Annotated in this window: 14 protein-coding genes and 1 other RNA gene; 8 read left to right on the top strand and 7 right to left on the bottom strand. The window is 64.5% G+C overall.

All coding sequences use genetic code 11. From position 1 onward, the window contains the following. Positions 1 to 11 precede the first annotated feature (11 nt). The 7 genes from prfB to Y900_RS05335 are packed head-to-tail and all read left to right on the top strand — an operon-like array spanning position 12 to position 5,524. Positions 12 to 1,130: a peptide chain release factor 2 gene (gene prfB, locus Y900_RS05365; RefSeq protein WP_036339821.1), complete on the top strand. Its 1,119-nt coding sequence runs from the start codon at positions 12 to 14 to the stop codon at positions 1,128 to 1,130. Beyond that, on the top strand, positions 1,117 to 2,085 hold the full coding sequence (locus Y900_RS05360; protein ID WP_036339818.1) for a mechanosensitive ion channel family protein: 969 nt from the start codon (positions 1,117 to 1,119) through the stop codon (positions 2,083 to 2,085). The genes prfB and Y900_RS05360 overlap by 14 nt, the downstream gene beginning before the upstream one ends. Next, a complete protein-coding gene (locus tag Y900_RS32965; protein WP_081844997.1) occupies positions 2,082 to 2,567 on the top strand; it encodes an Rv3103c family proline-rich protein in 486 nt (161 codons plus the stop codon). The genes Y900_RS05360 and Y900_RS32965 overlap by 4 nt, the downstream gene beginning before the upstream one ends. Positions 2,568 to 2,607: 40 nt before the next feature. Further along, positions 2,608 to 3,297, top strand: a complete 690-nt coding sequence (gene ftsE / locus Y900_RS05350; RefSeq protein WP_036339815.1) for a cell division ATP-binding protein FtsE — start codon at positions 2,608 to 2,610, stop codon at positions 3,295 to 3,297. Further along, positions 3,298 to 4,191, top strand: a complete 894-nt coding sequence (gene ftsX / locus Y900_RS05345) for a permease-like cell division protein FtsX (protein WP_036339812.1) — start codon at positions 3,298 to 3,300, stop codon at positions 4,189 to 4,191. It abuts the gene before it with no gap. Between the two features lie 2 nt (positions 4,192 to 4,193). Continuing rightward, positions 4,194 to 4,682 (top strand): SsrA-binding protein SmpB, encoded by a 489-nt coding sequence (gene smpB / locus Y900_RS05340; RefSeq protein WP_036339808.1) that lies wholly within the window; start codon positions 4,194 to 4,196, stop codon positions 4,680 to 4,682. Then, positions 4,679 to 5,524 carry an EamA family transporter gene (locus tag Y900_RS05335; RefSeq protein ID WP_081844996.1) on the top strand — a complete coding sequence of 282 codons (846 nt, stop codon included), beginning with the start codon at positions 4,679 to 4,681 and terminating at the stop codon, positions 5,522 to 5,524. The genes smpB and Y900_RS05335 overlap by 4 nt, the downstream gene beginning before the upstream one ends. 137 nt (positions 5,525 to 5,661) lie before the next feature. Here Y900_RS05335 and Y900_RS05330 read toward each other — a convergent pair whose 3' ends face one another. Genes Y900_RS05330 through Y900_RS05320 form a run of 3 tightly spaced genes read right to left on the bottom strand, consistent with a single transcriptional unit; the run spans position 5,662 to position 8,520 of the window. Continuing rightward, positions 5,662 to 6,843: a sulfotransferase family protein gene (locus Y900_RS05330; RefSeq protein WP_036339805.1), complete on the bottom strand. Its 1,182-nt coding sequence runs from the start codon at positions 6,841 to 6,843 to the stop codon at positions 5,662 to 5,664. Then, positions 6,840 to 7,922 carry a DUF1214 domain-containing protein gene (locus Y900_RS05325; protein WP_036339802.1) on the bottom strand — a complete coding sequence of 361 codons (1,083 nt, stop codon included), beginning with the start codon at positions 7,920 to 7,922 and terminating at the stop codon, positions 6,840 to 6,842. The genes Y900_RS05330 and Y900_RS05325 overlap by 4 nt, the downstream gene beginning before the upstream one ends. A 7-nt stretch (positions 7,923 to 7,929) precedes the next feature. Next, positions 7,930 to 8,520, bottom strand: coding sequence for a TetR family transcriptional regulator (locus Y900_RS05320; protein WP_036339800.1), 591 nt, complete (start codon positions 8,518 to 8,520; stop codon positions 7,930 to 7,932). 172 nt (positions 8,521 to 8,692) lie between these two features. On the opposite strand from Y900_RS05320, the gene ssrA reads away from it, so the two are divergent. Then, positions 8,693 to 9,060, top strand: a transfer-messenger RNA (tmRNA) gene (ssrA, locus tag Y900_RS30795). Positions 9,061 to 9,203: 143 nt separating this feature from the next. Here the strand turns inward: ssrA and Y900_RS30170 are convergent. The 4 genes from Y900_RS30170 to Y900_RS05300 form a co-directional block, all read right to left on the bottom strand. Next, positions 9,204 to 10,088, bottom strand: coding sequence for a DUF2510 domain-containing protein (locus tag Y900_RS30170; protein WP_051659904.1), 885 nt, complete (start codon positions 10,086 to 10,088; stop codon positions 9,204 to 9,206). A gap of 51 nt (positions 10,089 to 10,139) precedes the next feature. Then, complete coding sequence (locus Y900_RS32320; protein WP_036339797.1) at positions 10,140 to 10,382, bottom strand: PASTA domain-containing protein; 243 nt, start codon at positions 10,380 to 10,382, stop codon at positions 10,140 to 10,142. Positions 10,383 to 10,738: 356 nt separating this feature from the next. Then, positions 10,739 to 11,641: a DUF2510 domain-containing protein gene (locus tag Y900_RS05305; RefSeq protein ID WP_036339794.1), complete on the bottom strand. Its 903-nt coding sequence runs from the start codon at positions 11,639 to 11,641 to the stop codon at positions 10,739 to 10,741. Between the two features lie 182 nt (positions 11,642 to 11,823). Then, a complete protein-coding gene (locus tag Y900_RS05300; protein ID WP_036339791.1) occupies positions 11,824 to 13,770 on the bottom strand; it encodes a YhgE/Pip domain-containing protein in 1,947 nt (648 codons plus the stop codon). Position 13,771: the final 1 nt, after the last annotated feature.

Raw genomic sequence — 13,771 nt, 5'->3', positions numbered from 1 at the left:
CCTGAGGACCCGTGGACCTCGATCGTCAGTCAGATATCGCCGCACTCGACACCACCCTCACCACGGTGGAGCGAGTGCTCGACGTCGACGGTCTGCGCGCCAAGATCGATAAGCTCGAACACGAAGCGGCCGACCCGAATCTGTGGAACGACCAGAGCCACGCTCAGCGCGTCACCAGCGAGCTCTCCCACGCCCAGGGCGAGCTGCGCCGCGTCGAAGGCTTGCGCAGCCGTCTGGCGGATCTGCCGGTGCTCTACGAGATGGCCGCCGAAGAAGAGGGCGCCGGCGCCGCCGACGCGCTGGCCGAAGCCGATGCCGAGCTCGCGTCCCTGCAGGCCGACATCGAACAGCTTGAGGTCCGGACCCTGCTGTCCGGCGAGTACGACGAACGCGAGGCACTGGTGACCATCCGGTCCGGCGCCGGTGGTGTGGACGCCGCCGACTGGGCCGAGATGCTGATGCGGATGTACATCCGCTGGGCTGAACAGCACGACTACGGCGTGGAGGTGTTCGACACCTCCTACGCCGAAGAGGCCGGCATCAAGAGCGCGACGTTCGCGGTGCACGCCCCGTACGCCTACGGCACGCTGTCGGTCGAGCAGGGCACCCACCGGCTGGTGCGGATCAGCCCGTTCGACAACCAGAACCGGCGCCAGACGTCGTTCGCCGACGTCGAGGTGCTGCCGGTGACCGAGACCACCGACCACATCGACATCCCCGAGCAGGAAGTGCGAGTCGATGTTTACCGCTCCAGCGGGCCGGGCGGCCAGTCGGTCAACACCACCGACTCGGCGGTCCGGCTGACGCACATCCCGACCGGCATCGTCGTCACCTGCCAGAACGAGAAGTCGCAGCTGCAGAACAAGGTGTCGGCGATGCGCGTGCTGCAGGCCAAACTGCTGGAACGCAAGCGTCAGGAAGAACGCGCCGAGATGGACGCCCTCAAGGGCGACGGCGGTAGTTCGTGGGGCAACCAGATGCGCTCCTACGTTCTGCACCCCTACCAAATGGTCAAGGATCTGCGCACCGAGTACGAGGTCGGCAATCCCGCGGCGGTACTGGATGGGGACATCGACGGATTCCTGGAAGCGGGGATCCGGTGGCGTAACCGGCGAGATGACGACGACTAACACCTACCTGGCACTGGGCGCGGCCGAGCACTGGAGCAACTTCTGGCACGGCCAGTACGGCGTGTGGATCGTGACCAGAGGCGTCCGCATCGCACTGTTGCTGATCGGCGGGCTGTTGGCCGCACGTTTCATCAACTGGCTCGCTCGCCGGATCACCCGGCGCATCGACGCCCAATACCAGCAGACCGACCAGATCGTCCGCACCGAGAGCGCCAAGCATCAGCAAGCCGTGGCCTCGGTGGTGTCCTGGGTATCGATCGCCCTGCTGTTCGTGATGGTCGTCGTCGAGATCGGTGACGTCTTGTCGATACCGGTCAGCTCGCTCGCCGCTCCGGCCGCCGTCTTGGGCGCGGCCTTGGGCTTCGGCGCGCAGAACCTGGTGAAGGACCTGTTGGCCGGCTTCTTCATCATCACCGAGCGCCAGTACGGCTTCGGTGACCTGGTGCAGCTGAGTATGGTCGGCGCCCCGAAAGACTCCCTCGGCACCGTGGAGGAGGTCACCCTGCGGGTGACCAAGCTCCGAACGCCGGAAGGCGAGATGTACACCGTGCCGAACGGAAACATCGTCAGATCCCTCAACCTGTCGAAGGACTGGGCGCGAGCGGTCGTCGATGTCCCGGTGCCCACCTCCGCTGACCTCAACCGCGTCAACGACGTGCTGCACACCGTGTGCAACGACGCGATGCTCGACGAGGATCTGCGAAAGCTGCTGTTGGACAAGCCGGCCTTGATGGGCGTCGAGAGCCTCGAGGTCGACTCGGTCAATCTGCGGATGGTGGCCCGAACCCTGCCCGGCAAACAGTTCGACGTCGGCCGCCGACTGCGGGTCATGGTGATCGCCGCCCTGGCCCAGGCGGGCATCACCACCCCGGCGGAGAAAACCCCGACACTGGGCGCGATGACTCCGTCGGGAACCAGCGACGATGTGGCGCGCAGTCAGGACAAAGCGCAATGACGAATCAATCGAGCAAGTCCAAGCGTGACGATCGCGGCTGGCCGAGATACCTTCCGGGCGGGCGCCTTCGCACGTCCACCGCGGTGCTGGTGGTGGCATTCATCGCCCTGTTCTGGGTGTATCAGAACTACCAGCCGCCGACCCAGCAGCCGGTTCCCGCGAACCAAGTGGTGCCGCCGGGCTTCGTGCCCGACCCGTCGTACACCTGGGTCCCGCGCACCGATGTGCGGCGCACGATGACGACGACACCGCCGACCACCACGACCACCACGACGGAGACCACGACGCCGACGGAAACCACGACGCCGACGGAGACGACGAGCCCGACCAGCCCGACCAGCCCGACGACGTCGACTACCCCGCCTGGCCCGCTGCCGTTCCAGATCCCCGGGCTGCCCGCTCCGACCCCGTCACCTGCGCCGGTTCCCACGCCGGCACCGGGTCAGGGCCCGATGGTCACACCCGCGGCTCCGACGCAGTAACCGGGTCCCGCCCGCCGGACGGCTACACTGGCGTGCCGTGATGATCACCCTCGACCATGTCAGTAAGCAGTACAAGTCGTCGGCACGGCCAGCCCTCGACAATGTCAGCGTCAAGATCGACAAGGGTGAGTTCGTCTTTCTCATCGGCCCGTCCGGCTCTGGCAAGTCCACGTTCATGCGGCTGCTGCTGGCCGAGGACACACCCACGTCCGGCGATCTGCAAGTGTCGAAGTTCCACGTCAACAAGCTCTCGGGCCGGCAGGTCCCCAAGCTGCGCCAGGTGATCGGCTGCGTGTTCCAGGACTTCCGGTTGCTGCAGCAGAAGACGGTGTTCGAGAACGTCGCCTTCGCCTTGGAGGTGATCGGCAAGAAGCCAGACACCATCAATCGCGTGGTGCCCGAGGTCCTGGAGATGGTGGGCCTGTCCGGCAAGGCCAACCGGCTGCCTGCCGAGCTGTCCGGCGGCGAGCAGCAGCGCGTGGCGATCGCGCGCGCGTTCGTCAACCGGCCGCTGGTGCTGCTGGCCGACGAGCCCACCGGCAACCTGGACCCTGAGACCAGTAAGGACATCATGGATCTGCTCGAGCGGATCAACCGCACGGGAACCACCGTGTTGATGGCCACCCACGACCACCACATCGTCGACTCCATGCGCCAGCGTGTGGTGGAGCTGTCTTTGGGCAGGCTCGTTCGCGATGAGCAGCGTGGTGTCTACGGAATGGATCGTTAAGTGCGCTTCGGCTTTCTCATCAACGAGGTCTTCACCGGACTTCGCCGCAACGTCACCATGACGGTGGCCATGATCTTGACGACGGCCATCTCGATCGGCCTGTTCGGTGGCGGCCTGCTGGTGGTCCGGTTGGCGGACCACTCGCGCAACATCTATCTCGATCGCGTCGAGACGCAGGTGTTCTTGACCAACGACGTCTCGGCGAACGACCCGACCTGTGACGCCGACCCGTGTAAGGCGTTGCGCGCCAAGATCGAAGCCCGTGACGATGTCCGGTCGGTCCGGTTTCTGAATCGCAACGACGCCTACAACGACGCGATCCGTAAGTTCCCGCAGTACAAAGACGTCGCCAGCAAGGATTCGTTCCCGGCGTCGTTCGTCGTCAAGCTGGACAATCCCGAGCAGCACAAGGACTTCGACGCGGCCATGACGGGTCAGCCCGGTGTGCTCAATGTGCTGAACCAGAAGGAGCTGATCGACCGGCTCTTCGCGGTGCTCGACGGGCTTTCCGCGGCGGCGTTCGCGATCGCGATGGTGCAGGCGATCGGTGCGATCCTGTTGATCGCCAACATGGTTCAAGTCGCCGCATACACCAGACGCACCGAGATCGGCATCATGCGAATGGTGGGTGCCACTCGGTGGTACACCCAGCTCCCGTTCCTGTTGGAGGCGGTGCTCGCGGCGACGATCGGTGTGGTGATAGCGATCGTCGGGCTGATCGTGGTGCGGGCAGCGTTCTTGGAGAACGCGCTCAACCAGTTCTACCAAGCCAATCTGATTGCCCGGATCGACTACGCCGACATTCTCTACATATCGCCGATCATGTTCGGCGTCGGCGTGTTGATGGCCGGTCTCACCGGCTACGTCACGCTGCGCCTGTACGTCCGGCGGTAGCGGTGGCCAAGAATCCGGACAAGAAGCCCGACCACAAGGTTGTCGCCACCAATCGCAAGGCACGGCACAACTATTCGATCCTCGACACCTACGAGTGCGGCGTCGTCCTGCAGGGCACCGAGGTCAAGAGCCTGCGGGAAGGCCATGCGTCGCTGGCCGATGCGTTCGCCACCGTCGACGACGGCGAGATTTGGTTGCGCAACCTGCACATCCCGGAGTATCACCACGGCACCTGGACCAACCACACGCCGCGGCGCAACCGCAAGCTGCTGTTGCACCGCAGCCAGATCGACAACCTGGTCGGCAAGATCCGCGACGGTAACCTGACCCTGGTGCCGCTGTCGTTGTACTTCTCCGACGGCAAGGTCAAGGTCGAACTCGCGCTGGCCCGCGGCAAGCAGGCGCACGACAAGCGCCAAGATCTGGCCAAGCGAGACGCGGAGCGAGAGGTGATCCGGGAGCTGGGCCGCCGGGCCAAGGGCAAGCTCTGATCGGGATCCTGCTCGCGCTGGCATCGGCAATCGGATACGGCGTCAGCGATTTCGTCGGCGGTATCGCGGCGCGACGGGTCGCCGCTCTGCGGGTCGTTTTGGTGTCGTACCCCCTGGCGATGGTGCTGCTGGGGATCCTGGCAGTGGTGTTCGGCGGCACAATATCGACTCCGGCGGTGGTCTGGGGTCTGCTGTGCGGCGTGAGCCAGGCGTTCGGGGTGTGGTGGTTTTATGCCGCGCTGGGCTCGGGACCGATCTCGGTGGTCTCGCCGTTGACAGCCGTTCTGGTGGCTGCAGTGCCGGTCAGTGTGGGACTCGCGATGGGGGAGCAGCCCGGCCTGATCGCCGGGGTGGGCACCGCGCTGGCGTTGGTCGCCGTGGTGCTGGTCAGCAGGGAGGCCACCGACGAGGACGTCCGGCCGCACAAGTTCACCGCGACGGTGGCGTGGTTGACGGTCGGCTCAGGTCTGGCGTTCGGCTTGAACTTCGTTCTGCTGCACCAGGCTCCGGCCGATGCGCACTTGTGGCCACTGTTCTTCGCCCGGGTCTCGGCGACTGCGATCGTCTTGCTGGTGGCCGCGTTCACTGGCAATTTTCATGCACCACGGGGATTTCCGCTCAAGATGGCGGTGGTTGCCGCGCTGCTGGACACCGTCTCCAACGTCGCGACGCTGCTGGCGCTGCAGGCGACGATGCTGTCCTTGGCCAGCGTGCTGATGGCGCTCTATCCGGCGGCCACAGTGCTGCTGGCGATCGTCGTCTTACGTGAGCGGGTCACCCGCTGGCAGGTGCTGGGCATGGTGATGGCCTTGGTCGCCGTTGGGATGATCTCGGTCCGATAGTTCTCGTCCGTCCCGACCGCTGCCCGCACCTTCCAGACGTGTGGTCCCTTTCGGGCCGCCCCTGATCGCCCACTTGCAGGAAGTGCGCTTCCGATAGGGGAAATCGTGCCCGGCGCCGGCCGCGTTACACGCGACAGCTACCGCAGCGTCTCGCTCGGCACGTCGTAGCGGTCCTGGTAGGCCCGGACCCGCTCCCGCAATTCGGCGGCATCGAGTCCGGTATCGGCCCAGGTGTAGCGGTTACCGCCGCCGTCGCCGGGGTTCGCCGCAAGATGGGCGCGCATGCGCTGTTCGGCGACCGGGGTCAGCTCCCGGCCCAAGCGCTCGTACACCGCGCCGATGGTGGCGAGCGGGTCCTGCATGAAATCGGCGAACCGCACATTGACGACGCGATCCCGGCTGATTACGCCGTCGTCCACCCACGTCATCAGGCGGTCGAGTCCCAGAATGTTCTCCGCCGCGCACTGTGCGGCCGCGCGCTGGACAGTCGCGTTGTCGCTGGCCAGTTTCTGCAGGTGAGCGATCAACGCGCTGATCGAGGAGATCACCCCCAGTGGGTCGCGATGGGTCTGCACCAGGATCGCGTCCGGATACTCGGCCAGCAGCGTGTCCAGGGTCCACAGGTGGGCGGGGCTCTTCAGTAGCCACTGGCCCGGCACACCGGACTGCAGGTGCTGCAGATACTGGCGGTGATAGCGATAGGCGGCCGCATGGTCGGCCTCGTACATCAGCCAGTGCTGGTAGTTCGGGAGGCGGTACTGCGTGGGGAAAATCATGCTGCAGAACGTGCCTGCGGTGATCCGGACGCACTCCTGGCCGCCGCGCGCGCTCATCGGATGAAACTTCATGAAGCCGGGCATCAGCTGCTCGGTCATTTCCAGCTGCGCTTGGGTCTCGTCGATGCGCGGGTCGGTCAGGTAGGTCTCCGCCTGGGGGACCGGAAACGGGTGATCGACCTCCCAGGTCAGGGGCGCGCGCAGGTCGGGGTCCTGGCTGAGCAGGTCGTAGAGGATCGTCGTGCCGGTGCGGGGCTGCCCGAGGATGAAGATCGGCTGGGTGATCCGTTCCTCGGCGATCTCGGGATGTTCGGTGCGCCACGCGGTGATCTGCAGGCGGTTGCGCAGCGGCACAATCACATCGGCGGCCGCGATCTCGACGCCGAGCGGGGAGAGGTCTGCTTCGGTGACCAGGTCGTCGACCATCCGCGACAAGTTCTCCCGCCAGCCGTCATCGGCGCCGAAGTCGTCGCTGCCGGCCAGTTCGCAGGCCTGCTCGATCAGCTTGGCGGGATCAAGGCGGGCTTGCACCGCACTCGTCATTTCTGAACCTCCTTGTCCAGCAGACGAACTGCCACATCCGGTGCGTTCGGGTTGTCCAGCCAGCGAACGACGATGAAACCGCGTCGACGTCCACCGGTGTCCAGCCAATGACCCTCGCCGAAGTCGTGCGCTCCGATCGTGAGCCGGACGTATCCGTCGGGATCGGGGGAGACGCCCTTGTTGGTCACCGAGCTGGAGCGTAGCAGCGGCTCCAGGCATTCATGCCAGATACTTTCCAAAGTCACTGACCAGTAACGGGTTTCGGGTGGGAGGAAGGTCAGCTGCAGGTTCTGGTGTGGTTCCAGCTCGAACATGCCGAGCATGTAGAGGTTGTCCGGCGTGGTGTTCTCGCCGCCGAGGTTCTCCGCGCCGGAGGTGATCAGGATGTTGGGGGTGTCCAGGAGGTCGGGGCGCACCGTGCGGTGCAGGGTCGTCAGTTTGACGATGGTCCAGCCCATTGCCGTGAGCTGCGCGGCCAGCGTCTCATCGGACAGCGGTGCCGGTGGCGGTACCTCGCCGAGCAATGAGATATTCAGCTGCACAGGTATTTCAGTGTCCGGGTCGGCGATGTAGTCGCGTACCACGATCGACGTGGCGTCAGCGGGGATCTCGATCCACTGGGCACCGGTCAGGTCGCTGTCAGCGGGACGGGTGGTGGCGAAGACGATGTTGAACCGGCCGTGGGCGTCGAGGACCAGATCGCGGTCGGACAAATAGTTGCTCATCCGGCGCGGATTCATCCCGGTGCCGGCCAGGACCTGGATGCCGAGGTAGGTCGACGTGCCCCTGGTGCCGGTGACGCGGTACGCGCGATCACCGCTGATCATCGCCAGCGGATAGGCGCCGTGCGGGTTGGGTCCGCCGACGAATCGCGAGGGTGTACACATGTCGACGAAGTGCGGATGGTCCGGGTCGATGTCCACCGAGAGCTCGGTGCACAGCGCGATCACCCGGTTCAGCACGCGCAGGCCCTCGAGCAGCTCGCGCTCGTCGCGGGCGTCCTCGGTGATCTGACCGGTCAGATCATCGAGCACCTTACGGACGAATTCCCATGCCTTTAGCGACTTTTCGCCACTCATTCGGTCCTCAATTCTCGATCGGGCACGGGGTCATGGAGTTGACCGCGCGGGAGATTCGGTCTGATAGCGATCCGCCGTCGCGCAGCCAGTCGTCGATCGAGATCCGGACCGACGCCATCGCCAGGGCGCCGATGAGACGCGGGCGGGGGTCGTCGACGGTCAGATCGGGCAGCCGGGGCGCGATCGCTTCGGCGATGGCGGTTTCGAAGTTGAGGTAGCACAGCAGCGTCCAGGCCCGCAGGGTCAGCGAGTCTCGGGTCTGTCGTTCGATTTCGGCGATGCTGCTCTCGACGACGCTGAAACCGGGGGTGAGTTCGGCGAACGCGGCGCTGAGTGCGTCGTTGACGGACAGGTCGACGGGTTGGCGGCGCAAGGCGTCGGTGATCGCTGCGATCCAGGTCGAGGTGAAGCCCTCGGCGACGGCGTACTCCTTGGACTCGAAGTACCGGAAGAACGTCGCCCTTGCCACGTCGGCGGCTTCAGCGATCTGCTCGACGGTCGTCGCGCTCAGCCCGTTGTGCATGACCAGCTGGGCGGCCGAGGTGGCGATTCGCTCCCGGGTGCGCTGCCGTTTGCGGACCCGCAGACTTTCAGACATCGTCTCACTGTAGACAAAGTCTCATTTTCTCTCGCCCAAACCGACAAACCGCCGGGGAAGTGTGAGTAGATCGCTGCAGAATGTCGATCTCGACGCGGGATTAATGCACTTCAGTTCGGGGTTACACCTCGCGTAACATGGATTGTCCGGCCGTACCTCGGCCGGGGTGCGAGGGGCTGATCGGTTTCGACTTCGCGCATCGAATCAAGGGAAGCGTGCCGGTGCAGGCAAGAGACCACCGTAAGCGTCGTTGCAACCAATTAAGCGCCGATTCCAATCAGCGCGATTACGCTCTCGCTGCCTAAGCGAAGCTAATCCGTCAGACCGGGACTGCCCTCGACCCGGACCCTGGCGTCATCTAGAGGGACCCACCCACGGGTTCGGTCGCGGAACCTGTGGGGACATCAAACAGCGACTGGGATCGTCATCCTGACTTGTTCGCGAGATCAGGAGATCCGAGTAGAGACATAGCGGACTGCGCACGGAGAAGCCTTGAGGGAATGCCGTAGGACCCGGGTTCAATTCCCGGCAGCTCCACCGAAAGATGCTGGTCAAGGCCCCCAGATCGGGGGCCTTTTCCATGTCACGTCCGCATTGCACTCCACGTATTCGCCAACGTGACTGCGAGTCCAACGGGCCAGCACCTATTGGTGGTCCGGATTGGCGAGTGAATGTGGCTGTGGCTAGTCGATGTACACGATCAAGACTGTGCCCTGGGCATTCACGCCGGAGCAGCGCTTCGATCCCCGCCACACGTTGGTCGCCGACTCTATGCAGGTCATCAGATAGGACTGGTGGGTCACCGGGCTGTAGGCCAATACGGTGGTGCCTGGTTGCGAGTACCACGCCGCCCGGACGCTGTCTGCGAAAGCGCAACTGGTCTCGTCGGTGGCGACACCAGTCAAGCCTGAGGGGCAGATTCGGAAGTTCTCGACAGTGCTCGGAGCAGGGACTGGGGCTGGGCGTGGCGCAGGTGGCGGCGGTGCGACAGGGGTGGGTGTCGGCATGTCCTGAACCGCGAACAGGAACGCGCCGGGTGCGGCCTCCCACAGGGTCTTGTCTCCGTCTGAAGTGACGTCGATTGGTACGTCGTGTGACGTCCCGCGCGAGGTCTTCACAGTCGCGATGCCCTTGTATTCGTTGCCCGCCTTATTGACAAGGTCGACGTGAACCACCTTGAGGTGCAACGGCGAGAGGTCTGGATCTGTGTCTAGCTTGGACTGCATCGAGGATTGCACTTCCGCGGCGACCTGGTCGGCCTGGGCCGCCTTCGGCGCAGCCGTCGTGGTCGGCGTAATCGTCGGCGCGGCCTTTATGCCTTCCCCGGAGGGCGTCGACAATACGAATACCGCTGAGCCGACGGCGATTACGACAGCCAGGCCGAGAACCCATAGCGGCCAGAAGCGTCGCGACTTCTCTGTCGTGTGCGGCGCAGTCGGCGACGATTCTTGGAACTCCTGGGCTCCCGTGGGTGGTCCCGGTTGAATTGCGCCGTCCCACCGGCTGCCGTCCCAGTAACGGGCGCCCTGACCACCGAGCGGGTCGGGATACCAGCCTGGCTCAGTCATTTCCAGTGCTCGCTGACCGTCGTGATCAACCAACGAGGTGCGCGCATCGGCCTAGTCCTTGTAAACCTTGACGATGACGGGGGACCCGCTCGCCACTGTGGCGCCGGGTGCGGGTTCGATACTGACGACCGTCCAATTCTTGGCCAACAGCACCATGGAGTACTTCGGGTTCGCCGACGCCAGTTCAACGTTCGTCAGGCCCAAACCTTCAAGCTGTGCCCGTGCGATCTCGGCCTTCTGACCCGTGACGTCGGGAATGGTAATGTCCGCGGACGCGGCGGTGGTTGCTGTCACGGCAGGGAGCGAAGTCAATGGGGCCTGTGCGGTTGCCGGCGCAGGACGAGTCGATGTCACCGTGACGGTTTGGGCTGGTGTGCTGGTCGAACCGCAAGCTGTCAGAGCCAAACATGACAATGAGACTGAGACAGCGACGATGGCGATGGCGAGATTCCCCCGAATTTCCATCAGCGGATCGTAACGTCTTGCTGGGAGCTGGCTGAGCGAATCCTGCAGAGCGGGTTCACCGCAACCGCGGCCTAGTCCAGGCGCCGACTCGGACGGCACTGAAAGTGCCGGGGCTGAGCAGTACGCCGCGAACACTGGCGGTGCTATCAAGCAGCTGCGCTAACTTCTGCAAAGCCACCCGTAATTCATGGGCCAACGGCGACCGCGGCTTCGGAGTACGTCTCACCTCCGGGCGTGATGATCTTGAGGCCGTCCCGTGTCACGACATATCGCGTTCCGTCGGCCGGGTTCACGGCGATGAATCCACCTGTCTCAGTTCGTTTTGCGGGGAGCTCGATCTGGCCGCCGTCTGATATTCGGAGGCCTCGGTATTCGTAGACTTCTGCTGGGCTGTCGTCGGGACAGATGACAACTCTCGACTGTGCTGTGAGGACGATCAATGGTGCTGTGTCCATGCAGCGTGGACCGGCGAGGAAACCAGCGTCGTCTGCGCCGGGAACCGGAAACGTCGGCGCTGGCGGCGGTTGATTGAACGGGGCGGCGAAGAGGAATGCCCCCGGCGGGGTTTCCCACAGGGTGTTGGCACTGTCGGACGTCACGTCGACCGGCACTTGATGATCGGCGCCGTCGCGGCTCCGCACTGTGGCAATGCCTTTGTACTCGTTGCCGGACTTCTGAACGAGGGTCACGTCGATAACAGTCAAGCTTGCTCTTGCGAAGTCTGGGTCGGTGTCGAGCTTGTGCTGCATCGATGTTTTTACGTCTGCTGCGGCCTTTTCAGCCGACGACTGCTGCGGCGAGGGGGCTGGCGCGATCGACGTGACGGTGGCCGGCACCGGGGGAGCGGCCGTCGGCTTCTCGCTGAATTGCAGAGTTAGAAGTGTCGCTCCAACGGCTGCGCCGACCGCTGTGACCGCAACGCCCAGCGTCCATAACCACCGACGACTTGGCACGACCACATGAGGCTCGGTCGTCGGCGACGCCGGCTCGGGGAATTCCTCGGCTGTTCCGTCCCAGCCGGTGCCATTCCTGTAACGGGCCGCCGGCCCACCTAAGGGATCGGGATACCACCCCGCTGGCTGAGACATCCGACCCCCTGACACGTTCTAGTACCGGAGATTACGCGCCTGTGCGGCTGTGGACAGCGTGATCCCGGTAGGTCGTGACTCTTCCACCGAGAGCGCGTCCAACCGTCATTGGCTCTCGCCAGGTGCGACCGCTCCGAAGCGTGATGCGGTGCGGCTTCAGTTCCCTGCCTGCTTTGTTCTCGCTACATCTTGAAGCTCGGCACCAGCCGGGTGAGGTTCCACAGCTGGTTGCGCCGGGCCGCCAGCGAGGTCAACAGTATCGACCCCAACCACAGGCCGGCCATGAAGATCAGCGCCTGCCACAGCCGGCCATCGATGCCGCCGAGGATCAACTGCCGTAGTCCGTTGACGCCGTAGGTCATCGGGTCGAGCCGGTGGAACGCCTGGAACGGCTTGGTGGTGGTTTCGACGGGATAGAGCCCGCCGGCGCTGACCAGTTGCAGCATCAGCAGCGTCATCAGCAGCACCTTGCCCAGCACCGGGCCGAGTAGGGCGCTGATCGCCTGCGCCACCGCGATGAAGGCGCACGACACCAGCATCATGAAGCCCAGCATTGCCACCGGATGTTCGGCGTGTACTCGCAGCGCGAAATGCACCACGCAGTACAGGATCACCGCCTGGGGGATTCCGATCAAGACGGCGGGCAGGTAGCTGGCCAGCGTCACGCGGAACGGACTGATCTCCGCGGCGATTGCACGGTTCTGCAACGGGCGGAACGCCATCCACAACAGCATCGCGCCGAAGAACAACGCGAGCGTGAGGAAGAACGGTGCCATACCGGTAGCGAAGTTCGGCGCCGAATTCTCGTGCGAACTCGTCAGCTGAACCGGACCGCCGATCGTGTCGGCGATGGCGTCCTTCTGCTGGGGACTCCAGTCCGGAACCTTCTGCGCGCCCTCGGAAAGCTTGGTCGCCAGCTCATCTGCGCCGGAACTCAACTGCGCCGCGCCGGATTTCAGCTGCTGCGCGCCGTCGTCGAGTTTGACGATGCCGGCGTTGAGCTGTGCGTTACCCGACGCCAACTGCTGGGCACCATCACGTAACTGGGTGAGCTTGCCGGTGAGTTCCTTGCCCTTGGCCGAGATATCGGTCAACGCGGAACCGACCGGACCGCCGCCGTTGGCGGCCGCACGAGCCTTGTCGAGCTTCGCCTGGATGTCCGCGGTCCGCTGGTGGGCCAGTAATTGATCGCGGGTGTCCCGCAGTTTCGCGGTGGCGATCACCGACACCGGATCCTGGTTGGCGGACAGGTTGTCGATGATCGAGGTAAGCGACTGGGCGGCAGCGTCTTGCGCCCCGGAGATAGTGTCGAGCTCGTTGGACGCATCCGTCAGCGCGGACGAGCTGTCCTGGACCTGTCCGTTGACCCGATCGCTCTGAGTGCCGATCTGCGCCAACAGGTTGGTGATCTTCAGCAGCGGATCGGTGGCGGTGTTGATGCCGTCGGACAGCTTGCGCGAGCCGGCGGCCAGGTCTGCGGATCCGCTGCGGGCGGTATCGAGGCCGCTCGCCAATTGGCTTGCGCCAGTGTCGAGTTGATGCGCTCCATCAGAGAGCTGACGTGCTCCGTCGGCGGCCTGTTTGATGCCGGCGCCCGAGGTGGTGATCACCGACAGCACCTGGTTGACCGCCTGCCCGGAGATCCTGCTCGATACGGCGTTGAGCACCTGCTCCAAAGCGGTGTGGCCGATGCTCGACGAGATGTAGTTGTTGGCGTCGTTGTATTCGGCGATCAGCTGCGCCTTGCGGGGATTGCCGGTGGTGGGCGAGGCGATGGCCTCGCTGAAGTCCGGCGGCAGTTCCAGCATGAAGTAGTACTTGCCGTGCGCCACCCCGTCACGCGCCTCGGCATCGTCGACCAGGTGCCAGTCCAGGCTTGCGTCATCGGTGAGGCTGTCGGCGATCTGCGAACCGACGTTTATCCGCTCACCGGACACCGTCGTTCCTCGGTCCGAATTGACCAGTGCCACAGGCATTTTGTTCACATGGCCGAACGGATCGGAGTACGCCCACAGATAGAGTGCGCCGTAAGTCAGCGGCATCAGCATCAGGACGACGACGGCGATCCGTGTCATGCGATTGCGGGCGAAGCGTTTGATCTCCGACCCCAGGGCAAGTCCGCCCACCATC

This window comes from Mycolicibacterium aromaticivorans JS19b1 = JCM 16368 (assembly GCF_000559085.1).
Lineage (GTDB): Bacteria > Actinomycetota > Actinomycetes > Mycobacteriales > Mycobacteriaceae > Mycobacterium > Mycobacterium aromaticivorans.
This window is presented reverse-complemented; position numbering and strand designations above follow the sequence as displayed.

What these genes read in the sequence shown, in the direction of transcription:
- Y900_RS05360 (WP_036339818.1), top strand. Translation starts at nt 1,117, where the DNA reads ATGACGACGACTAACACCTACCTGGCACTGGGCGCGGCCGAGCACTGG.
- Y900_RS32965 (WP_081844997.1), top strand. Translation starts at nt 2,082, where the DNA reads ATGACGAATCAATCGAGCAAGTCCAAGCGTGACGATCGCGGCTGGCCG.
- ftsE (WP_036339815.1), top strand. Translation starts at nt 2,608, where the DNA reads ATGATCACCCTCGACCATGTCAGTAAGCAGTACAAGTCGTCGGCACGG.
- Y900_RS05330 (WP_036339805.1), bottom strand. Translation starts at nt 6,843, where the DNA reads ATGACGAGTGCGGTGCAAGCCCGCCTTGATCCCGCCAAGCTGATCGAG.
- Y900_RS05325 (WP_036339802.1), bottom strand. Translation starts at nt 7,922, where the DNA reads ATGAGTGGCGAAAAGTCGCTAAAGGCATGGGAATTCGTCCGTAAGGTG.
- Y900_RS05320 (WP_036339800.1), bottom strand. Translation starts at nt 8,520, where the DNA reads ATGTCTGAAAGTCTGCGGGTCCGCAAACGGCAGCGCACCCGGGAGCGA.
- Y900_RS30170 (WP_051659904.1), bottom strand. Translation starts at nt 10,088, where the DNA reads ATGACTGAGCCAGGCTGGTATCCCGACCCGCTCGGTGGTCAGGGCGCC.
- Y900_RS05305 (WP_036339794.1), bottom strand. Translation starts at nt 11,641, where the DNA reads ATGTCTCAGCCAGCGGGGTGGTATCCCGATCCCTTAGGTGGGCCGGCG.
- Y900_RS05300 (WP_036339791.1), bottom strand. Translation starts at nt 13,770, where the DNA reads ATGGTGGGCGGACTTGCCCTGGGGTCGGAGATCAAACGCTTCGCCCGC.